Here is a 20501-nt window from a genome sequence, read left to right as displayed (position 1 = left end):
GTAGAAAAAATCATGGCAAAAAATACGTTTCAATTTTTAGATGTAGGTCGTGTTGACCCGAAAAAAATGGACGCCAAAGTACGCGTCCAGCAGTTCGGTGAAATCTACGGCGATTTTGATGATCAGTCTGCTGGCGAACAGTCAGATCGCTGTCTGGAATGTGGTAATCCCTATTGTGAATGGAAATGTCCGGTTCACAACTACATTCCTAACTGGCTGAAACTGGTTAGTGAAGGCAATCTGGAGGAAGCAGCGGAACTGTCGCATGCGACTAACACCCTGCCGGAAATCTGTGGCCGTGTCTGCCCGCAGGATCGCCTGTGTGAAGGTGCCTGTACGCTCAATGACGGCTTCGGTGCCGTCACGATCGGTTCAGTAGAAAAATACATCACCGATACGGCCCTGGAAAAAGGCTGGCGTCCGGATCTGTCCAATGTGGTGGCCACGGGTAAACGTGTCGCGGTGATCGGTGCCGGCCCTGCCGGACTGGGTGCGGCTGACGTACTGGTGCGTAATGGCGTTCAACCGGTGGTTTATGATCGCTACCCGGAAATCGGTGGTCTGCTGACTTTCGGTATTCCTGAATTCAAGCTGGAAAAAGCCGTAGTCAAACGCCGCCGTGAAGTGCTGGAAGGCATGGGCGTCGAATTCCGTCTCAATACCGAAGTCGGGAAAGATGTCGATTTCCAGACCCTGATTGATGAATACGATGCGGTTTTCCTGGGTATGGGTACTTATACCTATATGAAGGGTGGTTTCCCCGGCGAAGAGATGGATGGCGTTTATGAAGCGCTGCCATACCTGGTGGCTAACAATAAATATCTGCTGGATCTGCCGTCAGACAACTATGTCAGCCTTAAAGGTAAAAACGTGGTTGTGCTGGGTGGTGGTGATACCGCGATGGACTGTAACCGTACCGCGATTCGTCAGGGTGCGACCAGTGTCACCTGTGCCTATCGCCGTGACGAAGAAAACATGCCGGGTTCCCGCCGTGAGGTAAACAACGCCCGCGAAGAAGGTGTTCAGTTCCTGTGGAATCGTCAGCCGGTAGAAATTATCGGTGAAAACGGCCAAGTCACCGGCGTTAAAGTCGTCACGACTGCGCTGGGTGAGCCGGATGAACGCGGCCGTCGCCGCCCTGAGCCGGTGGCAGGCAGTGAAGAAGTGATTCCGGCGGATGCCGTGGTCATTGCTTTCGGTTTCCGTCCCAGCCCGGCACCGTGGTTTGAAAAGTTCAATGTCAGCATTGATGATGGTGGTCGTGTCGTTGCTCCGGCTGAAGGCGGTCATGCCTACCAGACAACCAACCCGAAAATCTTTGCCGGTGGTGATATGGTGCGTGGTTCTGACCTGGTCGTTACCGCGGTCTGGGAAGGTCGTCAGGCAGCGGAAGGGATACTTGATTACCTCGACGTCTGAACTTAATACCAGACTATAAACACTAAGGGCTTGGCATCACAGGAATCATAATCCTGTATGATCAAGCCTTTTTTGTATCTGTAGTTTTAATCCCGGGAAGAAAAAGTGGCGGAACTGAAAAACGATCGTTATCTGCGAGCCCTCATGAAACAAGCTGTCGATCGGACGCCGGTCTGGGTCATGCGACAGGCGGGGCGCTATCTCCCCGAATACCGTGAAGTCAGAAAAAAAGCCGGTGACTTCATGACCCTGTGTTCGACACCGGAGATGGCCTGCGAAGTCACGCTGCAACCACTGCGCCGTTTTGATCTGGACGCGGCGATAATCTTTTCCGATATTCTGACTGTGCCTGATGCGATGGGCCTGGGTCTGCATTTTGTGACTGGAGAAGGGCCGAAGTTTTCCAGAACGATTCAATCCGCTGCTGATATTAAAAATCTGTCAGTGCCGGATATGGAAGACAGTCTGGGTTATGTGATGGACGCGATTCGCCTGACCCGCCGCGAAATTGGTGGCAAGGTGCCCCTGATTGGTTTCAGTGGCAGCCCCTGGACACTGGCCTGTTACATGGTTGAAGGTGGTGGCAGTAAAGACTTTGCCAAGGTTAAAGGCATGCTGTTTGATGCACCGGATCAAATGCATGCGCTGTTGAATGTGCTGGCCGACTCGGTCATTGCCTATCTTAATGCCCAGATTAATGCCGGTGCCCAGGCCATTATGCTGTTTGATACCTGGGGCGGTACCCTGAGCCCGGCTGTGTACCGTGAATTCTCCCTGAGTTATATGCAGAAGATTGTCAACGGTCTGCAACGTGAGTCAGAAGGTCGTGAAGTACCGGTCACGATGTTCACCAAGGGGGGCGGTCAATGGCTGGAATGGATGGCCGAAACCGGTGTTAACGGTGTTGGCCTCGACTGGACCACCGATATCGGCGAAGCCCGCCGGCGCGTCGGGGATAAGGTGACACTGCAGGGCAATATGGATCCCTGTGTGCTGTATGCTTCGCCGGAGCGGGTGGAGCAGGAAGTCGCCACCATTCTGGCGGCCTACGGTAAAGGCACAACAGGCCATGTCTTCAATCTCGGGCATGGTATACATCCCACTGTTGACCCTGAGAATATGGCGAGACTGGTGGAAGCGGTGCATCGACTCAGCGCACCTTATCACGCAGAATAATTTCCTCCGGGCATAAAAAAGAGGGACAGGTCGAAACCTGTCCCTCTTTGCTTGGAGTATGTGACTTTTTACTTACCTGTGTTGGTGAATTCCGGGTATGCTTCCATACCGCATTCAACATAATCAACACCTTCATACTCTTCTTCCTCAGTGACACGGATACCCATGACCACTTTGAGGATGGACCAGACGATAAAGCTGGCAACAAACACCCAGACAAAGATAGTCGCCGCGCCGATCAACTGACCGGAGAAGCTGACACCATCGTTAGTCAGCGGTACAGCCAGCAGGCCCCACAGACCGACAGTACCGTGGACTGAGATCGCACCGACCGGATCATCAATTTTGATTTTATCCAGCAGCACGATTGAGAAGACCACGATGACACCACCGATGGCACCGATGATGGTCGCCATCAGCGGGGTTGGGGTGTCAGGACCGGCAGTGATAGCCACCAGACCCGCCAAAGCACCGTTCAGGATCATGGTCAGGTCGGCTTTACCGAACATCAGTTTGGCTACGATCAGGGCAGCAATCACACCACCTGCCGCAGCGGCATTGGTGTTCATGAAGACCACGGCAACGGCATTGGCGCTTTCGACAGACGCTGTCGCCAGCACTGAACCACCGTTGAAGCCGAACCAACCCAGCCACAGGATGAAAGTACCCAGCGTCGCCATTGGCAGATTGGCACCGGGGATTGGGTGAATTTCACCGTTAGGGCCATATTTGCCTTTACGTGCACCCAGCAGAATGACACCTGCCAGGGCTGCAGCAGCACCGGCCATGTGAACGATACCGGAACCGGCAAAGTCAGAGAAGCCGAGGTCACCCAGTGTGTAAAGGCCAAATACAGCTTCACCACCCCAGGTCCAGGCACCTTCCATTGGGTAGATAAAGGCAGTCATTACTACGGCAAAAGCAGCAAAAGCCCACAGTTTCATACGCTCAGCCACCGCACCGGAGACGATAGACATGGCTGTCGCCACGAATACGACCTGAAAGAAGAAGTCGGCTGATGGTGCATAAGTAGCAGGTTCAGCAGCACCGGTGACACCGTCACCGACAATGCCGTCCAGGAACAGACCACCGCCATACATGATGTCATAACCGACAACGAGATAGGCAGTACAGGCGATTGCAAACAGCATCACATTCTTGGTTAAGATTTCAGTGGTGTTTTTCGACCGCACCAGACCGGCTTCCAGCATGGCAAAGCCGGCGGCCATCCACATCACAAAGGCACCACTAATCAGGAAGTAGAAGGTGTCCAATGCATATTGGAGTTGGAAGATTTCGTTTTCCATATTATCTGCTCCTCAAGCTTACAGGGCATCAGGACCGGTTTCGCCTGTGCGAATCCGGACCACTTGCTCTAATGGGTAAACGAAGATCTTGCCGTCACCAATCTTGCCGGTGTTGGCGCCTTTGATGATGGCTTCGATCACTTGTTCGACAATGTCATCGTCGACGGCAATTTCGAGCTTCAGTTTAGGCAGGAAATCAACGACATACTCGGCACCCCGATAAAGTTCAGTGTGGCCTTTCTGACGTCCAAAACCTTTCACCTCTGAAACGGTCAAGCCTTGCACACCGATCTCGGAGAGGGACTCCCGGACATCATCAAGCTTGAAGGGCTTGATAATCGCTACAACTTGTTTCATAAGCTAATTTCCTTCTGTAGAAAAGAAGGCCCGTTCAACATCGAGCGGGCCTTCAGAGAAGCGTTAGAATGATCTGGAAACTGAGAACAGGAAGGTTTCTTCGGCAAGATCACCGTAGATATCTTCGGCATCACTCTCAGTGTCCTGATAAGACAGATCCAGTGTGAAACCGGCTACGTCTTTGGAGACACCAATCCAGTAGTGAGAGTAGTCATCGATGCCGTCAGTGAATGTTTCTTCATCAGCATCATACAGACCAACACCACCATACAGGCTCAGACCCATAGGCAGGTCATAACCTGCATCCAGCGAGTAGTAGTAACCATCTTCACCTGAGCCCAGCGTATCGCTTGAGTAAGCAACGCCAAGTGTGAAGATGCTGTAGCTCAATGAGCCGTATACTTCGTTGAAGTTGTAATCTTCACCCGGGAACATATAGCGCAGGAAACCGACGTCATAGCCGATACCTGATTCACCGAATTCACCGCCGTAACCTAAGTAGGCATCAAATTCTGCGCTGGCATCATCACCGTAATCGACATTTGAACCCCATACGCCGGCATAGAAACCGCTGCTGTGAGCATAGTCCAGGCTGCCTGAAATAGCGGGATCGCCGTCTGTTTGTGAAATACCACGCCAGATATACTCTGAAGAAAACGCAACGCTGGCACTGGTTGAGTGCTGGCCGTCTTCGCTTTCCCAAGCCATTGCTGATGAAGCAGCGAACAGTGTAGTCGCTGCAAAGCAAAGTGCTGAAATCTTACTCAGTTTCATGGTTTAACTCCTCGGTTTAACATTTTATTGTTTAGTCGTTTGAACCCCGGCGTTGAATTTTTGCAACACTGTGTATTCAGACTGCAACAGTTTGAGCAGATAGCGTGCCAAGTTTGTAAACCATTGAAAAACAGTGAACTATTCCACATTTGCTTTATTCTGGTTCAGCTTACAGGATCATTTTGGTGCAGGCCATATCGGTGTCGTTCCAAACTGGTGCGGCAAACGGCCTGATTGTCTTAGATTTGCCCTGCTTTAGTTGCTAAGATAGCCGCACACTTAAACAGAGGGATTGGTATGACTTACCCACAGATCGACCCGGTGGCAATCAGTCTGGGACCTTTGGCGATACACTGGTACGGTCTGATGTACCTGTTGGGTTTTGCTTTCGTCTGGCTGCTGGGCCGCTATCGGGCAGCACGCCATAACTGGCAAGCAGGGCAACTGGAAGATCTGCTTTTCTATGGCGCTTTGGGTGTCATCCTGGGGGGGCGGCTGGGCTATGCCTTGTTTTATGATTTAGCCGCCAATCTGGACAATCCACTGAATCTGCTGAAAATCTGGCAGGGTGGCATGTCCTTCCACGGCGGCCTTATCGGTGTGCTGATTGCTTTCTGGTACTTTGGCCGCAAAACCGGCAAAGGTTTTTTTGAAATCAGTGATTTCATCGCACCGATGGTACCTATTGGTCTGATGCTGGGTCGGATCGGTAACTTTATCAACGGTGAGTTATGGGGCCGGGTCAGTGATCTGCCCTGGGCCATGGTTTTTCCTGGCGCCGGACCTTTGCCGCGACACCCGTCACAGCTTTACCAGGCGGCGCTGGAGGGCCTGTTGCTTTTTATTATCCTCTGGATTTACTCAGCCAAACCCCGGCCACGAGCTGCGGTCTCCGGTCTTTTTTTGCTCGGTTACGGTGTATTCCGCTTTATTGTGGAATTCGTGCGCATTCCTGACCCACAGTACGGTTATCTTGCTTTCGGCTGGCTGACTATGGGCCAGGTATTGTGTTTGCCGATGATTCTCGGGGGTGTGGTGATGATGATCTGGGCTTATCAGCGCCGGGCTTAAGCCAGCAGAATGGTGAGCCAGGTCGCGGTGGCAACCAGAATCGACATCAGTACGGCGAACGAGCCGTAATCCTTGGCTCGGCCTGAGAGTTTGTGTTTGTCATAACTGACACGGTCCACGGTGGTTTCAATCGCTGAATTCAGTATTTCCACGATCATCACCAGCACCAGGGTGCAGATCATGAAAAGACGTTCCACCGCCGTGACATCAAGATAAAAGCTCAAGGCGGTGAGCGCTACAAAACCGATAAATTCCTGTCTGAAGGCTTCTTCATGTTTCAGGGCCGATTTCAGACCCTGCCACGAATAAATCAGTGCAAAAAACAGACGTTTCAGACCGCGGTTCTTTTCCATGTTGTTCCTGAAATAATGATTTAAATGTTTGAATATTAGGCAAACATTATTAACAGCATGTTAAAATTAACATCTTTATTTTCAAGCTTGTTTGGTGCGCTATGAGTTACCAGGACCATTATGATGTCATTGTTGTCGGCGGCGGTCATGCCGGGACCGAGGCCGCGCTGGCTTCTGCCCGTCAGGGTGTGAAAACGCTGTTGCTAACACAGAATATCGAAACCCTGGGACAGATGAGTTGTAACCCGGCCATCGGCGGTATCGGTAAAGGCCATCTGGTCAAAGAGATCGATGCGCTGGGCGGCATCATGGCACAGGCAGCCGATCGCGGTGGCATCCAGTTTCGTACCCTCAACTCCAGTAAAGGCCCGGCTGTTCGTGCCACCCGTGCGCAGGCGGATCGCGTTCGTTACAAAGCCGCGGTGCGCGCTTATCTGGAAAACCAGCCCAATCTCTATATCTTCCAGCAGGCGGTCGATGATCTGGTGGTTGAAAACGATCGCGTGGTCGGTGTGGTTACCCAGGTTGGCCTGCGCTTCGCAGCCAAAGCTGTGGTACTGACTGTTGGCACTTTCCTTGGTGGTCTGATTCACATCGGCATGCAGAATCATCAGGGTGGCCGCGCCGGTGACCCGGCTTCGATTGCGCTGTCACAGCGTCTGCGCGCCTTGCCATTTCGTGTCGATCGTCTTAAAACCGGCACACCGCCGCGTATTGCGACCAGCAGCATTGATTTTTCACAGCTGACCGAACAGCCCGGTGATGATCCGACCCCGGTGTTCTCTTTCCTGGGCAAGCGTGAACATCATCCGCCACAGATTTCCTGTTACATCACGCATACCAATGAGCAGACGCATGAGGTGATCCGTAACAATCTGGATCGCTCACCAATGTACAGCGGCGAGATAGAAGGCATTGGCCCGCGTTACTGCCCATCGATTGAAGACAAGGTGGTGCGTTTTGCCGACCGTGCTTCGCATCAGATTTTCCTGGAGCCGGAAGGCCTGGAGTGTGGCGAGGTTTATCCGAACGGCATTTCCACCAGTCTGCCGTTTGATGTGCAGTATGAGATCGTGCGCTCGATGAGGGGACTCGAAAACGCCCATATCACCCGTCCGGGTTATGCCATTGAATACGATTTCTTTGATCCCCGTGATCTCAAGCCAACGCTGGAAACCAAACATATGGACGGCCTGTATTTTGCCGGTCAGATCAACGGCACCACCGGTTACGAAGAAGCCGGGGCACAGGGACTCATCGCCGGTCTCAATGCCGGTCTGCAGGCACGTGGTCTGGAAGGCTGGTACCCGCGTCGGGACGAAGCTTATATCGGCGTTCTGATTGATGATCTGATTACCGCCGGTACCCGCGAACCGTATCGTATGTTCACCAGCCGCGCTGAATATCGTCTGATGCTGCGGGAAGACAATGCCGATATGCGTCTGACACCGATTGGTCGTCAACTGGGTATTGTCGATGACGAGCGCTGGGCCGTATTCAATACCAAGCTTGAAGCAGTGGATAAGGAAAATGCTCATCTCGACAGCTACAAGTTTGTGCCGGAGAAAATGGACCAGGCCAAAGTCGAAGCTGTACTGGGTGAAAAACTCACCAAAGTCACCACTGCCAAGGATCTGTTGCGTCGCCCCAAAGTGGATTATGCCGCGTTGCTGGAGCTGATGCAGCGTGAGCAGGATGTTTCCGATGAAGTGGCGGAACAGGTCGTGATTCAGGCCAAATACTCCGGCTATATCAACCGCCAGCAAAATGAAATCGAACGGGTTCAGCGCAATGAAAATACCGTCCTGCCACTTGAACTCGACTATAAAAACGTTCGTGGCCTGTCTAACGAGGTTCGCGAAAAACTGGAAAATGCTCGTCCGGCCAATCTGGGTCAGGCCGCCCGTATCTCCGGTGTGACACCAGCGGCAGTCTCACTCCTGCTGGTGCATTTAAAACGCAGCGGCCTGAGTGAAGCCAGTTAATGGCTTTGGATCTCAGAGCGCAGCTCAAAAAGGGCTGTGCAGCGCTATCACTTGAGCTCTCGGATAAACAACAAGACCAGTTGCTGGATTATGTGGCATTACTGGTTAAATGGAATAAGGTCTATAACCTGACCTCGGTGCGGGACCCGGCTCAAATGCTGTCCCGCCATATTCTCGATAGTCTCTCAGTTTTGCCTTATCTGGATGCCGCGAGTCTGCTGGATGTCGGCACCGGCGGCGGTCTGCCCGGGATTCCGGCAGCGATCGTCCGACCTGACTGCGCCGTTACACTGCTTGACAGCAATTCCAAAAAGACCCGCTTCCTGCAGCAGGTCAAGGCCGAATTGGGCCTCGACAATGTCACGGTTGTGCATGGTCGCGTGGAACAGGTATCTTTACCCAAATTTGCTATTATCACTGCTCGCGCCTTTGCCAGTGTCGATGACATTATCAGACTGGCGGGTCAGCACTGTGAGCAAAATGGCCGGCTGGTGCTGATGAAAGGGGTCTACCCGAGCGAAGAATTGCAGTTTGATTCCAGCGAGTTCCGGCTACAGGATGTGGTGTCGCTCAATGTACCGGAATGCGATGGCGAGCGACATTTGGTGAGACTAATCAAAAACGAAGGTTGAGAATGGGAAACATATTCGCAGTGACCAACCAGAAGGGCGGGGTTGGCAAAACCACCACCACGGTGAATTTGGCAGCGTCACTGGCTGAGTATGGCAAGAAAGTCCTGATGATCGACCTTGACCCCCAGGGCAATGCCACCACCGGTTGCGGCCTGGATAAAGACGACATCAATAACAGCAGCTACGAAGTCATCATGGCCGAAGCCCGGGCCGCAGACACCATTATCAGCCCGGAAGGGCTGGGTTTCGATGTGATGCCCACCAACTCTGATCTGACTGCGGCCGAAGTCGAACTGCTGGAAATCAAGCTGCGTGAACATCGACTGCGCATTGCGCTGGAGTCGACCCGCGAAAAATACGACTACATTCTGATTGACTGCCCGCCTTCATTGAGTATGCTAACGGTTAACGCACTGGTCGCATCACAGGGAGTTTTGATCCCGATCCAATGCGAATACTATGCTCTGGAAGGTCTATCATCGCTGTTGCGCACTATCGAGCGGGTCAAGCAGAGAGCCAATCCCCAACTCGATATCACCGGCCTGTTGCGCACCATGTTTGATGCCCGCAACAACCTGGCCAATCAGGTCTCGCGTCAGCTGATCAACCATTTCCAGAACAAAGTGTTTCATTCGATTATCCCGCGCAACGTCCGGCTGGCGGAAGCGCCCAGTCACGGCATGCCGGTGTTGGCTTATGATCGCGGCTCACGCGGCTCGATTGCCTACATGGCGCTGGCAAGCGAGTTTATGCGACGACAGAAGAAAGCAAACGGCTGAATAACAGGGTTACAGGCATGGCGACAAAGAAAAGAGGATTGGGCAGGGGGCTGGATGCACTGCTGGCAGATGTGAACCAGGAAGAAAAAACCAACCTGGATGACAGTCTGCAGCATTTCCCTCTGGATATGATCCAGCCCGGTAAATATCAGCCGCGTGTTGATATGTCGCAGGAGTCGCTGGAAGAACTGGCCGATTCTATCCGTGCCCAGGGTCTGGTTCAGCCGATTATCGTCAGGCCGATTGGCGGTGATCGCTATGAAATTGTCGCCGGTGAGCGTCGCTGGCGTGCCTCGCGCATGGCCGGACTGGTGGAAGTGCCGGTGCTGGTGCGCGATGTCTCTGATCGCAGTGCGATTGCGATGGCGCTGATCGAAAACATCCAGCGTGAAAATCTCAACCCGATGGAAGAGGCCAACGCCTTGTTCCGTCTGCGTGAAGAATTCGAAATGACCCATCAGCAGGCAGCCGAAGCGGTGGGCAAGTCGCGCGCCGCAGTCACCAACCTGTTACGTTTGCGCAACCTTAATCAGGATGTCAAAAAACTGGTTGAAAATTGCGATCTGGAAATGGGACATGCCCGTGCCTTGCTGGCACTGGAAGCGGAATTGCAAAGCGAAGTGGCTGGCCAGATCGTGGAAAAAGGTCTGTCGGTCAGAGAGGCAGAGCAGCTGATTCGCCGGGTGCAGAATCCGAAAAAACCGGCGCAAAAACAGTCACAAGACGATCTGGAAGAGATTCAGCATCTGGAAGAGAGTATCAGGCAGAAACTCGACTCCGCTTTCAGTATCAAGCACAATGCCAGCGGCAAAGGTAGACTGGTGATTAACTACCGTAACGTCGATGAATTGAAAAAACTCATCAAACGTATCAGGTAAAGACGAGAATTTCATTGACCGCCTCCGCGCGGTGTCTTTATAATGCCCTGATTTGCTTAAGGCAAATTCCACTTCCACAGGTAAAAATGGAACAGTTGGCCAGAACTGCGCCGCTAAAGCGCGTCTTAAAGTGGCAAATTGTGATGATGGCTGCTATTGCCGTTTTTACCACCTGGTGGGGTGTTGAACAGGTCCTTGCTTCGATATTCGGGGCGCTGATCGCGATTTTCAATACCTTGCTGATGTTATGGCATATCAAACGCGCCGTTGTGACGGCCCGCGCGGATGCCGAGAAAAATTTGAGTAGCGCATACAGATGTGTGGCTGAACGTTGGCTGGTGACGATAATGATGTTTGCCGCCGGACTGGGAGCATTGGGGCTTGAGGCCTTGCCACTGCTGCTGGGGTTCGCGCTGACACAGCTGATGTTGTTTTTAGGAAATTCAAACCGGGCTTGAAACCGAACATGGCTAGTGAAATTACTACATCAGAATACATCAAGCATCACCTTCAGAATCTGACTTTCGGTCAGAAACAAGTCGAAACCGAGCCTGGTGTCTGGGCACCCACCGGCGAATGGGGCTTTGCAATGTCCTCAGGAGAAGCCGCCAATATGGGCTTCTGGTCGATTAATGTCGACACCATGTTTATGTCCATTCTTCTTGGCGCTTTGATGATGTGGTTCTTCCGCAGCGTCGCCAAGAAAGTCTCCGCCGGCATCCCCACCGCCAGCCAGAATTTTGCAGAAATGATCATCGACTTTATCGATGACACCGTGAGAGGCTCCTTCTCCGGTGGTAAGAACAACCTCGTTGCCCCCCTGGCGCTGACCATCTTTGTCTGGGTCTTCCTGATGAATCTGATGGACCTGATTCCCGTTGATATTATCCCGCAGATCGTTATGCAGTCTGCCGGTGCCATTTTCGGTGTCGATCCGCATCATGTTTACTTCAAAATCGTGCCGACTACCGATCCGAATGCGACACTCGGTATGGCGATCTTCGTATTCCTGCTGATGCTGTACTACAGCTTCAAGATCAAAGGCACGGGCGGCTTTATCGGCGAACTGACGCTGCAACCATTCGGTAAATGGGCTTTGCCTATCAACACCGTGCTTGAGACCGTCACGCTGCTGTCAAAACCTTTCTCACTGGGCCTTCGTCTGTTCGGTAACATGTACGCCGGTGAGATGGTCTTTATCCTGATCGCGACCATGTATGGCGCCGGTCTGGTTATGGGTTCTTTTGCCGGTCTGTTGCAGGTCGGCTGGGCGATTTTCCATATTCTGATTATCACGCTGCAAGCATTCATCTTCATGGTGCTGACAACGGTTTATCTGGATATGGCACATCAAGAACATCATTGATGTTTGTTGGGTTTTAACTTTTTATTTTTAGTCTTTACTTTTTGTAGGAGAAAAAAATGGATATGGGTTTAGTTTACATTGCTGGTGCTCTGATGATCGGCCTGGGCGCACTGGGTGCGGCTATTGGTGTTGGTCTGCTGGGCGGTCGTTTCCTGGAAGCTGCAGCTCGCCAACCTGAACTGGTACCAATGCTGCGTACACAATTCTTCCTGGTTGCGGGTCTGGTTGACGCGGTACCTATGATCGCAGTTGGTTTGGCTATGTACGTACTGTTCGCGGTGGCCGGTTAATAGAATTATTCCGTCCCCCATTGCGGTAAACATAGAGGTACAGGCATGAATATCAATGCAACCATCATAGGCCAGATTATCGCATTCGCGGTTTTCGTCGCCTTCTGCATGAAATATGTATGGCCACCTATCATGCAAGCGCTCGAAGAGCGTAAAAAGAAAATTGCCGATGGTCTGGCTGCTGCAGAACGTGGTCGTCACGAGCAGGAACTGGCGGAAAAACGTGCACAACAAGTTATTCACGAAGCTAAAGAGCAAGCGAGCGAAATCGTTTCTCAGGCGCAAAAGCGTGGGAATGAAATTGTGGACGAGTCCAAGAACAACGCCCGTGTAGAAGGTGAGCGCATCCTGAACTCTGCCAAGGCAGAAATTGAACAGGAAGCAAACCGTGCCCGCGACGAACTGAAATCTCAGGTCGGCGGTATTGCACTGGCAGGTGCCAGCAAAATTCTTGGCCGTGAAATTGATGAAAAGGCCCACACCGATTTGCTCGACGAATTGGTTAGCCGAATCTAGAGGAATTTAGGATGGCAGAAGCAATAACCATCGCTCGTCCTTATGCCAACGCGGTCTTTGCGATCGCGCAGGAAAAAGATGAGTTGAAGGCGTGGTCTGACCTGCTTGCGGTTCTGGCGCAATGCGTTGCCGAACCAGAAATGCAATCCATAATCACTAGCCCGGCAGTAAGTGACGAGCAGGCTGTTGACGTGCTGGCAGATATCGCCGGTGATCTGATGACAGCCGATGCCAGACACTTCCTGTTGTTGCTGGCAGAAAATAACCGTCTGTTGCTTTTGACAGACATTACCGTTCTCTTCGAAGCACTGCGTGCAGAAGCTGAAAAATCGATGACCGCCGAAGTGATTTCGGCGCGTGAACTGACTCAGGAACAGGCAGACAAAATCTCTGCCGCGCTGAAACAGCGCCTGGGTCGTGATATCACGCTCAATACCAGCATCGATGAAAGCCTGCTGGGTGGTGCAATCATCCGTGCAGGAGACCTGGTAATCGATGGTTCTGCCTTGGGTAAACTGAACAGACTGGCCAACGCTATTACATAAGCGGCCCGTTATAGAGGAAACAGAGATGCAACTGAATTCAGCAGAAATCAGTGACCTGATCAAAAAGCGTATCGAAAGCTTTGAAGGGGCCACTGAAGCGCGCACAGAAGGTACCGTAGTCGGTGTTACCGATGGTATCGTTCGTATTCACGGCCTAGCCGATGTTATGTCAGGGGAAATGCTGGAATTCCCTGGTAACACTTTCGGTATGGCTCTTAACCTGGAACGCGACTCTGTCGGTGCGGTTATTCTGGGTGACTACCAACACATTACGGAAGGCGACAAGGTCAAATGTACCGGTCGTATCCTGGAAGTCCCGACTGGCGAAGCCATGCTGGGTCGTGTTGTTAACTCACTGGGTGCCCCAATCGACGGTAAAGGCGATATCAAAGCCGAAAGCAACTCTCCTATTGAGAAAGTGGCCCCCGGCGTCATCGCCCGTCAATCAGTCGACCAGCCAATCCAGACCGGTCTGAAATCGATTGACGCGATGATCCCGGTCGGTCGTGGCCAGCGTGAGTTGATCATCGGTGACCGCCAGACCGGTAAAACCGCGATTGCGATCGACGCCATCATCAACCAGAAAAATACCGGCGTTAAATGTATCTACGTCGCTATCGGTCAGAAAGCCTCTTCTATCGCGAACGTGGTTCGTAAACTGGAAGAGCACGGTGCACTGGATCACACCATCATCGTTGCCGCTTCTGCCTCTGATTCTGCTGCACTGCAGTACATCGCACCTTATGCCGGTTGCGCCATGGGCGAATACTTCCGTGATAAAGGTGAAGACGCGCTGATCATCTATGACGATCTGACCAAACAGGCATGGGCTTACCGTCAGGTATCGCTGCTGCTGCGCCGTCCGCCAGGTCGTGAAGCTTATCCGGGTGACGTTTTCTATCTTCACTCTCGTCTGCTGGAACGTGCGGCCCGTGTTAACGCCGACTACGTTGAGAAAGTCACCAACGGCGAAGTGAAAGGTAAAACCGGTTCATTGACTGCACTGCCTATCATCGAAACCCAGGCCGGTGACGTGTCTGCTTTCGTACCGACCAACGTTATCTCGATTACTGACGGTCAGATCTTCCTCGAAACAGACCTGTTCAACTCAGGTATCCGTCCTGCGATTAACGCGGGTCTGTCGGTATCTCGTGTTGGTGGTTCTGCGCAAACCAAGATCATCAAGAAACTCGGTGGCGGTATTCGTCTTGACCTGGCTCAGTACCGTGAACTGGCAGCCTTTGCCCAGTTTGCTTCTGACCTGGACGAAGCCACACGTGCCCAGATTAACCGTGGTCAACGTGTTACCGAGCTGATGAAGCAGAAGCAATATCAACCTCTGTCAGTAGCTGAAATGGCTATTTCATTGTTCGCAGCGAATGAAGGCTTTATCGACGACGTTGAAGTCGACAAAGTCGGTTCATTTGAAGCGTCACTGTTGGCCAACATGCAATCGAACCATGCTGACCTGATGGCGAAAATTAACGACACCGGTGACTTTAATGACGACATTGCTGGCCAAATGCGCACAGCAATCGAGAGCTTTAAAAAAACCGGTAGCTGGTAATCGGAGCATAATTCATGGCTAGCGGTAAAGAGATACGGACTCAAATCGGCAGCATCAAAAACACGCAGAAGATCACCTCTGCGATGGAGATGGTTGCCGCGAGTAAAATGCGTAAGGCTCAAGATCGCATGGCAGCGACACGTCCTTATTCAGACAAGATTTATAACGTTATCCAGCATCTGGCTTTCGCCCATCCTGAGTACAAACATCCGTACCTGCAGGATCGTGAAGAAACCAAACGTGTTGGCTACATTATCGTCTCATCTGATCGTGGACTTTGTGGCGGTCTGAACAACAACCTGTTCAAAACGGTACTGAGAGATATCAGAGCCAAGTCGGACAAGGGTATGGAAGTGGATGTCTGCACTATCGGTCAGAAAGCATCCAGCTTCTTCAGAAGACTGCCGGTAAACCTGGTCAGCCAGACTGCCCAGCTTGGTGATGCGCCTCGCGCTCACGACCTGATCGGTACGGTCAAGGTCATGCTGGATGCGTACAACGAAGGGCGCATCGACAGTCTGTACCTGGTATTCAACGAGTTTGTGAATACCATGACTCAGGAAGACAAAATCCTGCGTTTGCTGCCTGCCAAGCCTGAAAAGCCGAGCGAAGAGCTGTCCCATCACTGGGACTACATTTACGAACCAGATGCCAAAGATGTACTGGACGACCTGCTGGTCCGCTACATCGAGTCACAGGTTTATCAGGGCGTAGTCGAGAATATTGCCTGTGAGCAGGCTTCTCGCATGATCGCGATGAAAAACGCGACCGATAACGCCGGTGACCTTATTGATGACTTACAACTGGTTTACAACAAAGCTCGACAAGCTGCGATTACGCAAGAGATCTCCGAGATTGTTGCAGGTGCCGCTGCGGTATAACTGAATAGATATTAAGAGGAAGCGAGATGAGCTCTGGAAAGATTGTACAAATTATCGGCGCGGTCGTTGACGTGGAGTTTCCACGCGACAGCCTGCCAAAAGTATACGACGCCCTGACCGTCGAAGAGACTGGTCTGACGCTGGAAGTTCAACAGCAACTGGGTGACGGCGTGGTTCGTGCTATCGCCATGGGTACCTCCGATGGTCTGAAACGTGACCTGGCCGTATCCAACACCGGTAAAGCGATTAGCGTACCGGTAGGTCAAAAAACGCTGGGCCGTATCATGGACGTTCTGGGTAACCCTATCGACGAAAAAGGCGATATCGGTGAAGAAGAACGCTGGGGTATCCACCGTAAAGCACCAAGCTTTGACGAACTGGCTGCCAGTAATGAACTGCTGGAAACCGGTATCAAGGTTATCGACCTGGTCTGCCCGTTCGCCAAGGGTGGTAAAGTCGGTCTGTTCGGTGGTGCCGGTGTCGGTAAAACCGTTAACATGATGGAACTGATCCGTAACATCGCGATCGAGCACAGTGGTTACTCTGTATTCGCCGGTGTCGGTGAACGGACTCGTGAAGGTAACGACTTCTATCACGAAATGACTGACTCCAACGTTATCGACAAGGTATCGCTGGTTTACGGTCAGATGAACGAGCCACCTGGTAACCGTCTGCGTGTTGCGCTGACCGGTTTGACCATGGCCGAGTACTTCCGTGACGAAGGCCGTGACGTGCTGTTCTTCGTTGATAACATCTATCGTTACACCCTGGCCGGTACCGAAGTATCAGCGCTGCTGGGTCGTATGCCATCAGCGGTAGGTTACCAGCCGACCCTGGCGGAAGAAATGGGTGTACTGCAGGAACGTATCACCTCAACCAAAGTCGGTTCCATCACTTCTATCCAGGCGGTATACGTACCTGCGGATGACTTGACTGACCCGTCTCCAGCCACCACCTTTGCTCACTTGGACGCGACCGTTGTACTGTCACGTTCTATCGCCGAGCTGGGTATCTATCCTGCGATTGACCCGCTGGATTCGACTTCACGTCAGCTGGACCCATTGGTTGTCGGTAACGAGCACTATGATGTTGCGCGTGGCGTTCAGGGTACCCTGCAACGTTATAAAGAGCTGAAAGACATCATCGCAATCCTGGGTATGGACGAACTGTCTGAAGAAGACAAACTGACCGTATCCCGTGCGCGTAAGATTCAGCGCTTCCTGTCACAACCGTTCTTCGTAGCAGAAGTCTTTACCGGTGCACCTGGTAAATACGTCTCTCTGAAAGACACGATTGCTGGCTTCCAAGGCATCCTGAATGGTGACTATGACTCTCTGCCGGAACAAGCGTTCTACATGGTGGGTAGTATTGAAGAAGCCGTCGAGAAAGCCAAGAAGCTCTAATCCCCTGGGAGGTAAAGCATGGCCATGACTATTCATGTCGACATTGTAAGCGCTGAACAGGAGATCTTCTCAGGTCTGGCGGCAGCAGTATTTGCCTCGGCAGTGGAAGGTGAAGTCGGTATCTACCCACGTCACACTCCGATGCTGACCAAGCTCAAGCCGGGCGAAGTCCGTGTGTTGAAAGACAACGGTGAAGAAGAGCAGTTCTATGTCTCAAGCGGCATGCTGGAAGTTCAGCCGCATGTAGTCACTGTTCTGGCTGATACTGCCCTGCGTGCAGCGGATGTCGATGAAGCGGCTGCCCTGCAAGCGAAACAGGATGCAGAAAAAGCGCTGCACGACAAAACTGACAAACGTGACTTTGCCGAAGCTCAGCGTGAGCTGGTCGAAGCACTGGCGCAGTTGCGTGCTATCGAGCGTGCCAGAAAAGGCAAGGGACGTTAATCCCAAGCCGCATCAAACAAAAAAGGCTGTCTCCGGACGGCCTTTTTTTTGGTTTTTAACCACAGAGTTACAGAGGACACAGAGAAAAATTAATTAACACCCGGCACATTGGTGTCATTGCGAGGAGGAACGACAAAGCAATCTCTCCAGTGCGAAATATCACAGACAGAATTGCTCACTTTTACTCACAAGCTAATAACATTAAACCTGCACCTGTGCCTCATCTACTGTTCGACGAAGCCAATCTGCTAGAATGCCTTTTTTGATTTAACAGCCAATTATCTATGTCACTATCCATCATCATTCTTGCTGCCGGTAAAGGCACCCGCATGAAATCCAGCAAGCCCAAGGTCATGCATACCCTGGGTGGCAAGCCATTACTGCAACACGTCATCGACACCGCCAGGCAGCTTGATCCCGCCGAGCTCGCCGTGGTCTGCGGCAACGGTTCCAGCGACGTCGTGCCTTACCTCGAAGCGCAAGGCATTAACACCGTCATGCAGCATGAACAGAAAGGCACCGGCCATGCGGTAGAGCAGGCCAAAGCCTATTTCCGGCAATCCGATCAGGTATTAGTGCTTTACGGCGATGTGCCAATGATTGAGGTCGAGACCTTACAAGCCCTGATTAATGAAGGTGACAGCAACAGCCTTAAAGTGCTGACCGCGCTGCTGGATAACCCGACCGGCTATGGCCGCATCGTGCGTGACTTTGATGACAAAATGCTGCGCATCACCGAAGAAAAGGATGCCGACGAAGAAACCAGACTCATCAATGAAGTGAACACCGGCATCATGTGCCTCCCGGCCAAATGGCTCGACGAAGCGCTGGCCAGGCTCGATAACAACAATGCCCAGGGCGAATACTACCTGACCGATCTGATTGCCCAGGCGGTCGAGCAGGGCATCGAGATTGACTCCGTGATCTGTGAAGATGAAATGGAAGTCGCAGGCGTCAATAACCGTGTGCAACTGGCCGAACTGGAAAGCTACTACCAGCAGAAACAGGCGACGGATCTGATGATGGCCGGCGTCACCTTTCGCGATCCGGCCCGTGTCGATATCCGCGGCGAACTCAACGCCGGGCAGGATATTACCGTCGATATCAATGTCATCTTCGAAGGCATCAACACCATTGCTGACAACGTCACCATCGGTGCGAACTGCATCATTATCAACAGCGTGATTCATGAAGGTGCTGAAATCCTGCCCAACAGTATTATTGAAAATGCCGAAGTGGGCTCAGGCTGTGCGGTCGGGCCTTATGCGCGTCTGCGTCCGGGTTCTGTTTTGGCAGCCAAGGCCAGGATCGGTAACTTTGTCGAAGTCAAAAATGCCAATATCGGTTTGGGCTCCAAGGTGAATCACCTCAGCTATATCGGTGATACCGATATGGGTGCCGATGTGAATATCGGGGCCGGTACCATTACCTGTAACTATGATGGGGCGAATAAACATCGCACGGTGATTGGTGATAGGGTGTTTGTGGGGTCGGATACGCAGCTGGTTGCACCGGTGACGGTTGAGGATGGGGCGACTATTGGGGCTGGGTCTACGATTCGGAAGGATGCACCGGCTGATGCTTTAACTTTGACTGTCTCTAAGCAGAAGACGGTTGAGGGGTGGAAGAGGCCTGTTAAGAAAGGATGAAACTCAATCCCTTATAGGGAAATATCACCCTGAAGGAGAATGTGGTGGCGTGGGTAGAACTGAAATATTCCAAGAAAGCAGTCCGTAAAGCTGGGGATCGCCTCAGTAGTAAAAATATCCCTAGTGTCAGAGATTTAATAGAATCAATCCAAGTGCTACATAATTGGAGAGCCTCACATGCTTATCCGATTCAATCAATGCTTGTGTATTTCAGAAGTAAGGCATATTCAGTAGACCCAAATGCAGTAGTCGTTCAACGATTAAAAAGAACTCCATCCATACTAGCCAAGCTCACACGTGAACATGGAATGAAGTTAGACCGGATGGAAGACGTTGGTGGGTGTAGGATTGTAGTAGCTAATATTTCACAGGTTTATGCTGTGAGGGATGCAATAGTTGAAGGAAGGACACGTAATACTCTTCGAAGACAACGTGATTACATTAAAAAACCTAAAGAATCAGGATATCGAGGAATTCATCTGGTTTATAGGTATAACGGAATTAAGACAGCATTCAAAGCGCACTCAGTAGAACTACAAATCAGAAGCAAGGTACAACATGCGTGGGCAACCGCCGTAGAGGTTGTGGGCACCTTCACCGGTCAAGCATTAAAAGCTAGTCAAGGTCAAAATGAATGGCTAGAGTTCTTCAAACTTGCAAGTATTGCGTTTGCAGATATCGAGACCAGAAATCTAGCTCGTAATGCCAAAACACCGGATAGGTTAGAACTAATAAGTTACATCAATAAACTAAATGTCATTCCAAGATTAAGGGCATTTGCAGTATCTACAAATCACTTAGGGAAAGACAAAAAGCATAGAAATGATTATTTTCTATTAACCTTGGAAATAGATAAATCCAACATCCAAGTCAGGAGGTATACTCCTGACGAATTTGATCAAGCAACAAAGGATTATGCTCAAAAAGAGAAAGCGTTCAAAAATAACTCAGACAAGGATGTTGTTCTCGTTGCTGCTGAGTCACTACATGGATTAAAGAAAGCATATCCCAACTACTTTGCTGACACTGCTGAGTTCTCAAAAAATCTTGAACGAATCCTTGAAACTAATGAGAAAAGCCAGAAGGAGGAGACTTAAATTCTTTTCGCT

The 20501-nt window shown here is 51.5% G+C and carries 22 protein-coding genes; 18 read left to right on the top strand and 4 right to left on the bottom strand.

Annotation, left to right across the window (positions count from 1 at the left end):
- Positions 1 to 12: 12 nt before the first annotated feature.
- A complete protein-coding gene (locus tag FH755_RS03485; RefSeq protein WP_292438706.1) occupies positions 13 to 1419 on the top strand; it encodes an FAD-dependent oxidoreductase in 1407 nt (468 codons plus the stop codon).
- Between the two features lie 105 nt (positions 1420 to 1524).
- On the top strand, positions 1525 to 2595 hold the full coding sequence (gene hemE / locus FH755_RS03480; RefSeq protein WP_292438704.1) for a uroporphyrinogen decarboxylase: 1071 nt from the start codon (positions 1525 to 1527) through the stop codon (positions 2593 to 2595).
- A gap of 68 nt (positions 2596 to 2663) precedes the next feature.
- On the opposite strand, the gene FH755_RS03475 is transcribed toward hemE, so the two are convergent.
- The 3 genes from FH755_RS03475 to FH755_RS03465 all read right to left on the bottom strand — a co-directional run bounded on the left by FH755_RS03475 (position 2664) and on the right by FH755_RS03465 (position 5033).
- Positions 2664 to 3902 carry an ammonium transporter gene (locus FH755_RS03475; RefSeq protein WP_292438703.1) on the bottom strand — a complete coding sequence of 413 codons (1239 nt, stop codon included), beginning with the start codon at positions 3900 to 3902 and terminating at the stop codon, positions 2664 to 2666.
- Positions 3903 to 3920: 18 nt separating this feature from the next.
- Positions 3921 to 4259 carry a P-II family nitrogen regulator gene (locus FH755_RS03470; RefSeq protein ID WP_007144177.1) on the bottom strand — a complete coding sequence of 113 codons (339 nt, stop codon included), beginning with the start codon at positions 4257 to 4259 and terminating at the stop codon, positions 3921 to 3923.
- 63 nt (positions 4260 to 4322) lie between these two features.
- Positions 4323 to 5033 carry a TorF family putative porin gene (locus FH755_RS03465; RefSeq protein ID WP_292438700.1) on the bottom strand — a complete coding sequence of 237 codons (711 nt, stop codon included), beginning with the start codon at positions 5031 to 5033 and terminating at the stop codon, positions 4323 to 4325.
- Positions 5034 to 5330: 297 nt separating this feature from the next.
- On the opposite strand from FH755_RS03465, the gene lgt reads away from it, so the two are divergent.
- Positions 5331 to 6104, top strand: a complete 774-nt coding sequence (lgt, locus tag FH755_RS03460; protein ID WP_292438698.1) for a prolipoprotein diacylglyceryl transferase — start codon at positions 5331 to 5333, stop codon at positions 6102 to 6104.
- On the opposite strand, the gene FH755_RS03455 is transcribed toward lgt, so the two are convergent.
- Positions 6101 to 6457: a diacylglycerol kinase gene (locus tag FH755_RS03455; RefSeq protein WP_292438695.1), complete on the bottom strand. Its 357-nt coding sequence runs from the start codon at positions 6455 to 6457 to the stop codon at positions 6101 to 6103. The genes lgt and FH755_RS03455 overlap by 4 nt on opposite strands.
- A gap of 101 nt (positions 6458 to 6558) precedes the next feature.
- Between FH755_RS03455 and mnmG the strand changes: the two genes are divergently transcribed.
- From mnmG to FH755_RS03380, 15 genes are all read left to right on the top strand, one after another.
- Positions 6559 to 8442 (top strand): tRNA uridine-5-carboxymethylaminomethyl(34) synthesis enzyme MnmG, encoded by a 1884-nt coding sequence (gene mnmG / locus FH755_RS03450; RefSeq protein ID WP_292438693.1) that lies wholly within the window; start codon positions 6559 to 6561, stop codon positions 8440 to 8442.
- Complete coding sequence (rsmG, locus tag FH755_RS03445; protein WP_292438691.1) at positions 8442 to 9074, top strand: 16S rRNA (guanine(527)-N(7))-methyltransferase RsmG; 633 nt, start codon at positions 8442 to 8444, stop codon at positions 9072 to 9074. Before mnmG ends, rsmG begins: the two co-directional genes overlap by 1 nt.
- Before the next feature lie 2 nt (positions 9075 to 9076).
- The gene (locus tag FH755_RS03440) at positions 9077 to 9853 is read left to right on the top strand and encodes an AAA family ATPase (RefSeq protein WP_292438689.1); all 777 of its coding nucleotides are present in this window, start codon (positions 9077 to 9079) and stop codon (positions 9851 to 9853) included.
- Positions 9854 to 9870: 17 nt separating this feature from the next.
- Positions 9871 to 10731 carry a ParB/RepB/Spo0J family partition protein gene (locus tag FH755_RS03435; RefSeq protein ID WP_292438687.1) on the top strand — a complete coding sequence of 287 codons (861 nt, stop codon included), beginning with the start codon at positions 9871 to 9873 and terminating at the stop codon, positions 10729 to 10731.
- Between the two features lie 86 nt (positions 10732 to 10817).
- Complete coding sequence (locus FH755_RS03430) at positions 10818 to 11189, top strand: ATP synthase subunit I (protein WP_292438685.1); 372 nt, start codon at positions 10818 to 10820, stop codon at positions 11187 to 11189.
- Between the two features lie 8 nt (positions 11190 to 11197).
- On the top strand, positions 11198 to 12097 hold the full coding sequence (gene atpB, locus FH755_RS03425) for a F0F1 ATP synthase subunit A (protein ID WP_292438684.1): 900 nt from the start codon (positions 11198 to 11200) through the stop codon (positions 12095 to 12097).
- Between the two features lie 56 nt (positions 12098 to 12153).
- Positions 12154 to 12387, top strand: a complete 234-nt coding sequence (gene atpE, locus FH755_RS03420) for a F0F1 ATP synthase subunit C (protein WP_007144166.1) — start codon at positions 12154 to 12156, stop codon at positions 12385 to 12387.
- A gap of 45 nt (positions 12388 to 12432) precedes the next feature.
- Positions 12433 to 12903, top strand: coding sequence for a F0F1 ATP synthase subunit B (locus tag FH755_RS03415; RefSeq protein ID WP_292438682.1), 471 nt, complete (start codon positions 12433 to 12435; stop codon positions 12901 to 12903).
- An 11-nt stretch (positions 12904 to 12914) separates the two neighbouring features.
- Complete coding sequence (locus tag FH755_RS03410) at positions 12915 to 13448, top strand: F0F1 ATP synthase subunit delta (RefSeq protein ID WP_292438680.1); 534 nt, start codon at positions 12915 to 12917, stop codon at positions 13446 to 13448.
- Positions 13449 to 13473: 25 nt separating this feature from the next.
- On the top strand, positions 13474 to 15015 hold the full coding sequence (gene atpA, locus FH755_RS03405; protein ID WP_292438678.1) for a F0F1 ATP synthase subunit alpha: 1542 nt from the start codon (positions 13474 to 13476) through the stop codon (positions 15013 to 15015).
- Between the two features lie 14 nt (positions 15016 to 15029).
- Positions 15030 to 15896 (top strand): F0F1 ATP synthase subunit gamma, encoded by an 867-nt coding sequence (gene atpG / locus FH755_RS03400; protein WP_292438676.1) that lies wholly within the window; start codon positions 15030 to 15032, stop codon positions 15894 to 15896.
- Positions 15897 to 15922: 26 nt separating this feature from the next.
- A complete protein-coding gene (gene atpD, locus FH755_RS03395; RefSeq protein WP_292438674.1) occupies positions 15923 to 17299 on the top strand; it encodes a F0F1 ATP synthase subunit beta in 1377 nt (458 codons plus the stop codon).
- Between the two features lie 18 nt (positions 17300 to 17317).
- Entirely contained in the window at positions 17318 to 17743 is a 426-nt protein-coding gene (locus FH755_RS03390) for a F0F1 ATP synthase subunit epsilon (protein ID WP_292438672.1), read from the top strand.
- A 284-nt stretch (positions 17744 to 18027) separates the two neighbouring features.
- The gene (gene glmU / locus FH755_RS03385; protein WP_292438670.1) at positions 18028 to 19392 is read left to right on the top strand and encodes a bifunctional UDP-N-acetylglucosamine diphosphorylase/glucosamine-1-phosphate N-acetyltransferase GlmU; all 1365 of its coding nucleotides are present in this window, start codon (positions 18028 to 18030) and stop codon (positions 19390 to 19392) included.
- Between the two features lie 44 nt (positions 19393 to 19436).
- Entirely contained in the window at positions 19437 to 20489 is a 1053-nt protein-coding gene (locus tag FH755_RS03380) for a RelA/SpoT domain-containing protein (RefSeq protein WP_292438668.1), read from the top strand.
- The last annotated feature ends 12 nt before the right edge of the window (positions 20490 to 20501 follow it).

Source organism: Methylophaga sp., assembly GCF_009711715.1.
In the GTDB taxonomy this organism is placed as follows: Bacteria; Pseudomonadota; Gammaproteobacteria; order Nitrosococcales; family Methylophagaceae; genus Methylophaga.
Note: the sequence above shows the minus strand (reverse complement) of the source record. Positions and strands in the feature narration are given on the sequence as shown.

Coding starts and splice junctions, on each gene's coding strand:
- FH755_RS03485 (WP_292438706.1), top strand. CDS start 13: ATGGCAAAAAATACGTTTCAATTTTTAGATGTAGGTCGTGTTGACCCG.
- FH755_RS03475 (WP_292438703.1), bottom strand. CDS start 3,902: ATGGAAAACGAAATCTTCCAACTCCAATATGCATTGGACACCTTCTAC.
- FH755_RS03470 (WP_007144177.1), bottom strand. CDS start 4,259: ATGAAACAAGTTGTAGCGATTATCAAGCCCTTCAAGCTTGATGATGTC.
- FH755_RS03465 (WP_292438700.1), bottom strand. CDS start 5,033: ATGAAACTGAGTAAGATTTCAGCACTTTGCTTTGCAGCGACTACACTG.
- lgt (WP_292438698.1), top strand. CDS start 5,331: ATGACTTACCCACAGATCGACCCGGTGGCAATCAGTCTGGGACCTTTG.
- FH755_RS03455 (WP_292438695.1), bottom strand. CDS start 6,457: ATGGAAAAGAACCGCGGTCTGAAACGTCTGTTTTTTGCACTGATTTAT.
- mnmG (WP_292438693.1), top strand. CDS start 6,559: ATGAGTTACCAGGACCATTATGATGTCATTGTTGTCGGCGGCGGTCAT.
- rsmG (WP_292438691.1), top strand. CDS start 8,442: ATGGCTTTGGATCTCAGAGCGCAGCTCAAAAAGGGCTGTGCAGCGCTA.
- FH755_RS03440 (WP_292438689.1), top strand. CDS start 9,077: ATGGGAAACATATTCGCAGTGACCAACCAGAAGGGCGGGGTTGGCAAA.
- FH755_RS03435 (WP_292438687.1), top strand. CDS start 9,871: ATGGCGACAAAGAAAAGAGGATTGGGCAGGGGGCTGGATGCACTGCTG.
- FH755_RS03430 (WP_292438685.1), top strand. CDS start 10,818: ATGGAACAGTTGGCCAGAACTGCGCCGCTAAAGCGCGTCTTAAAGTGG.
- atpB (WP_292438684.1), top strand. CDS start 11,198: ATGGCTAGTGAAATTACTACATCAGAATACATCAAGCATCACCTTCAG.
- atpE (WP_007144166.1), top strand. CDS start 12,154: ATGGATATGGGTTTAGTTTACATTGCTGGTGCTCTGATGATCGGCCTG.
- FH755_RS03415 (WP_292438682.1), top strand. CDS start 12,433: ATGAATATCAATGCAACCATCATAGGCCAGATTATCGCATTCGCGGTT.
- FH755_RS03410 (WP_292438680.1), top strand. CDS start 12,915: ATGGCAGAAGCAATAACCATCGCTCGTCCTTATGCCAACGCGGTCTTT.
- atpA (WP_292438678.1), top strand. CDS start 13,474: ATGCAACTGAATTCAGCAGAAATCAGTGACCTGATCAAAAAGCGTATC.
- atpG (WP_292438676.1), top strand. CDS start 15,030: ATGGCTAGCGGTAAAGAGATACGGACTCAAATCGGCAGCATCAAAAAC.
- atpD (WP_292438674.1), top strand. CDS start 15,923: ATGAGCTCTGGAAAGATTGTACAAATTATCGGCGCGGTCGTTGACGTG.
- FH755_RS03390 (WP_292438672.1), top strand. CDS start 17,318: ATGGCCATGACTATTCATGTCGACATTGTAAGCGCTGAACAGGAGATC.
- glmU (WP_292438670.1), top strand. CDS start 18,028: ATGTCACTATCCATCATCATTCTTGCTGCCGGTAAAGGCACCCGCATG.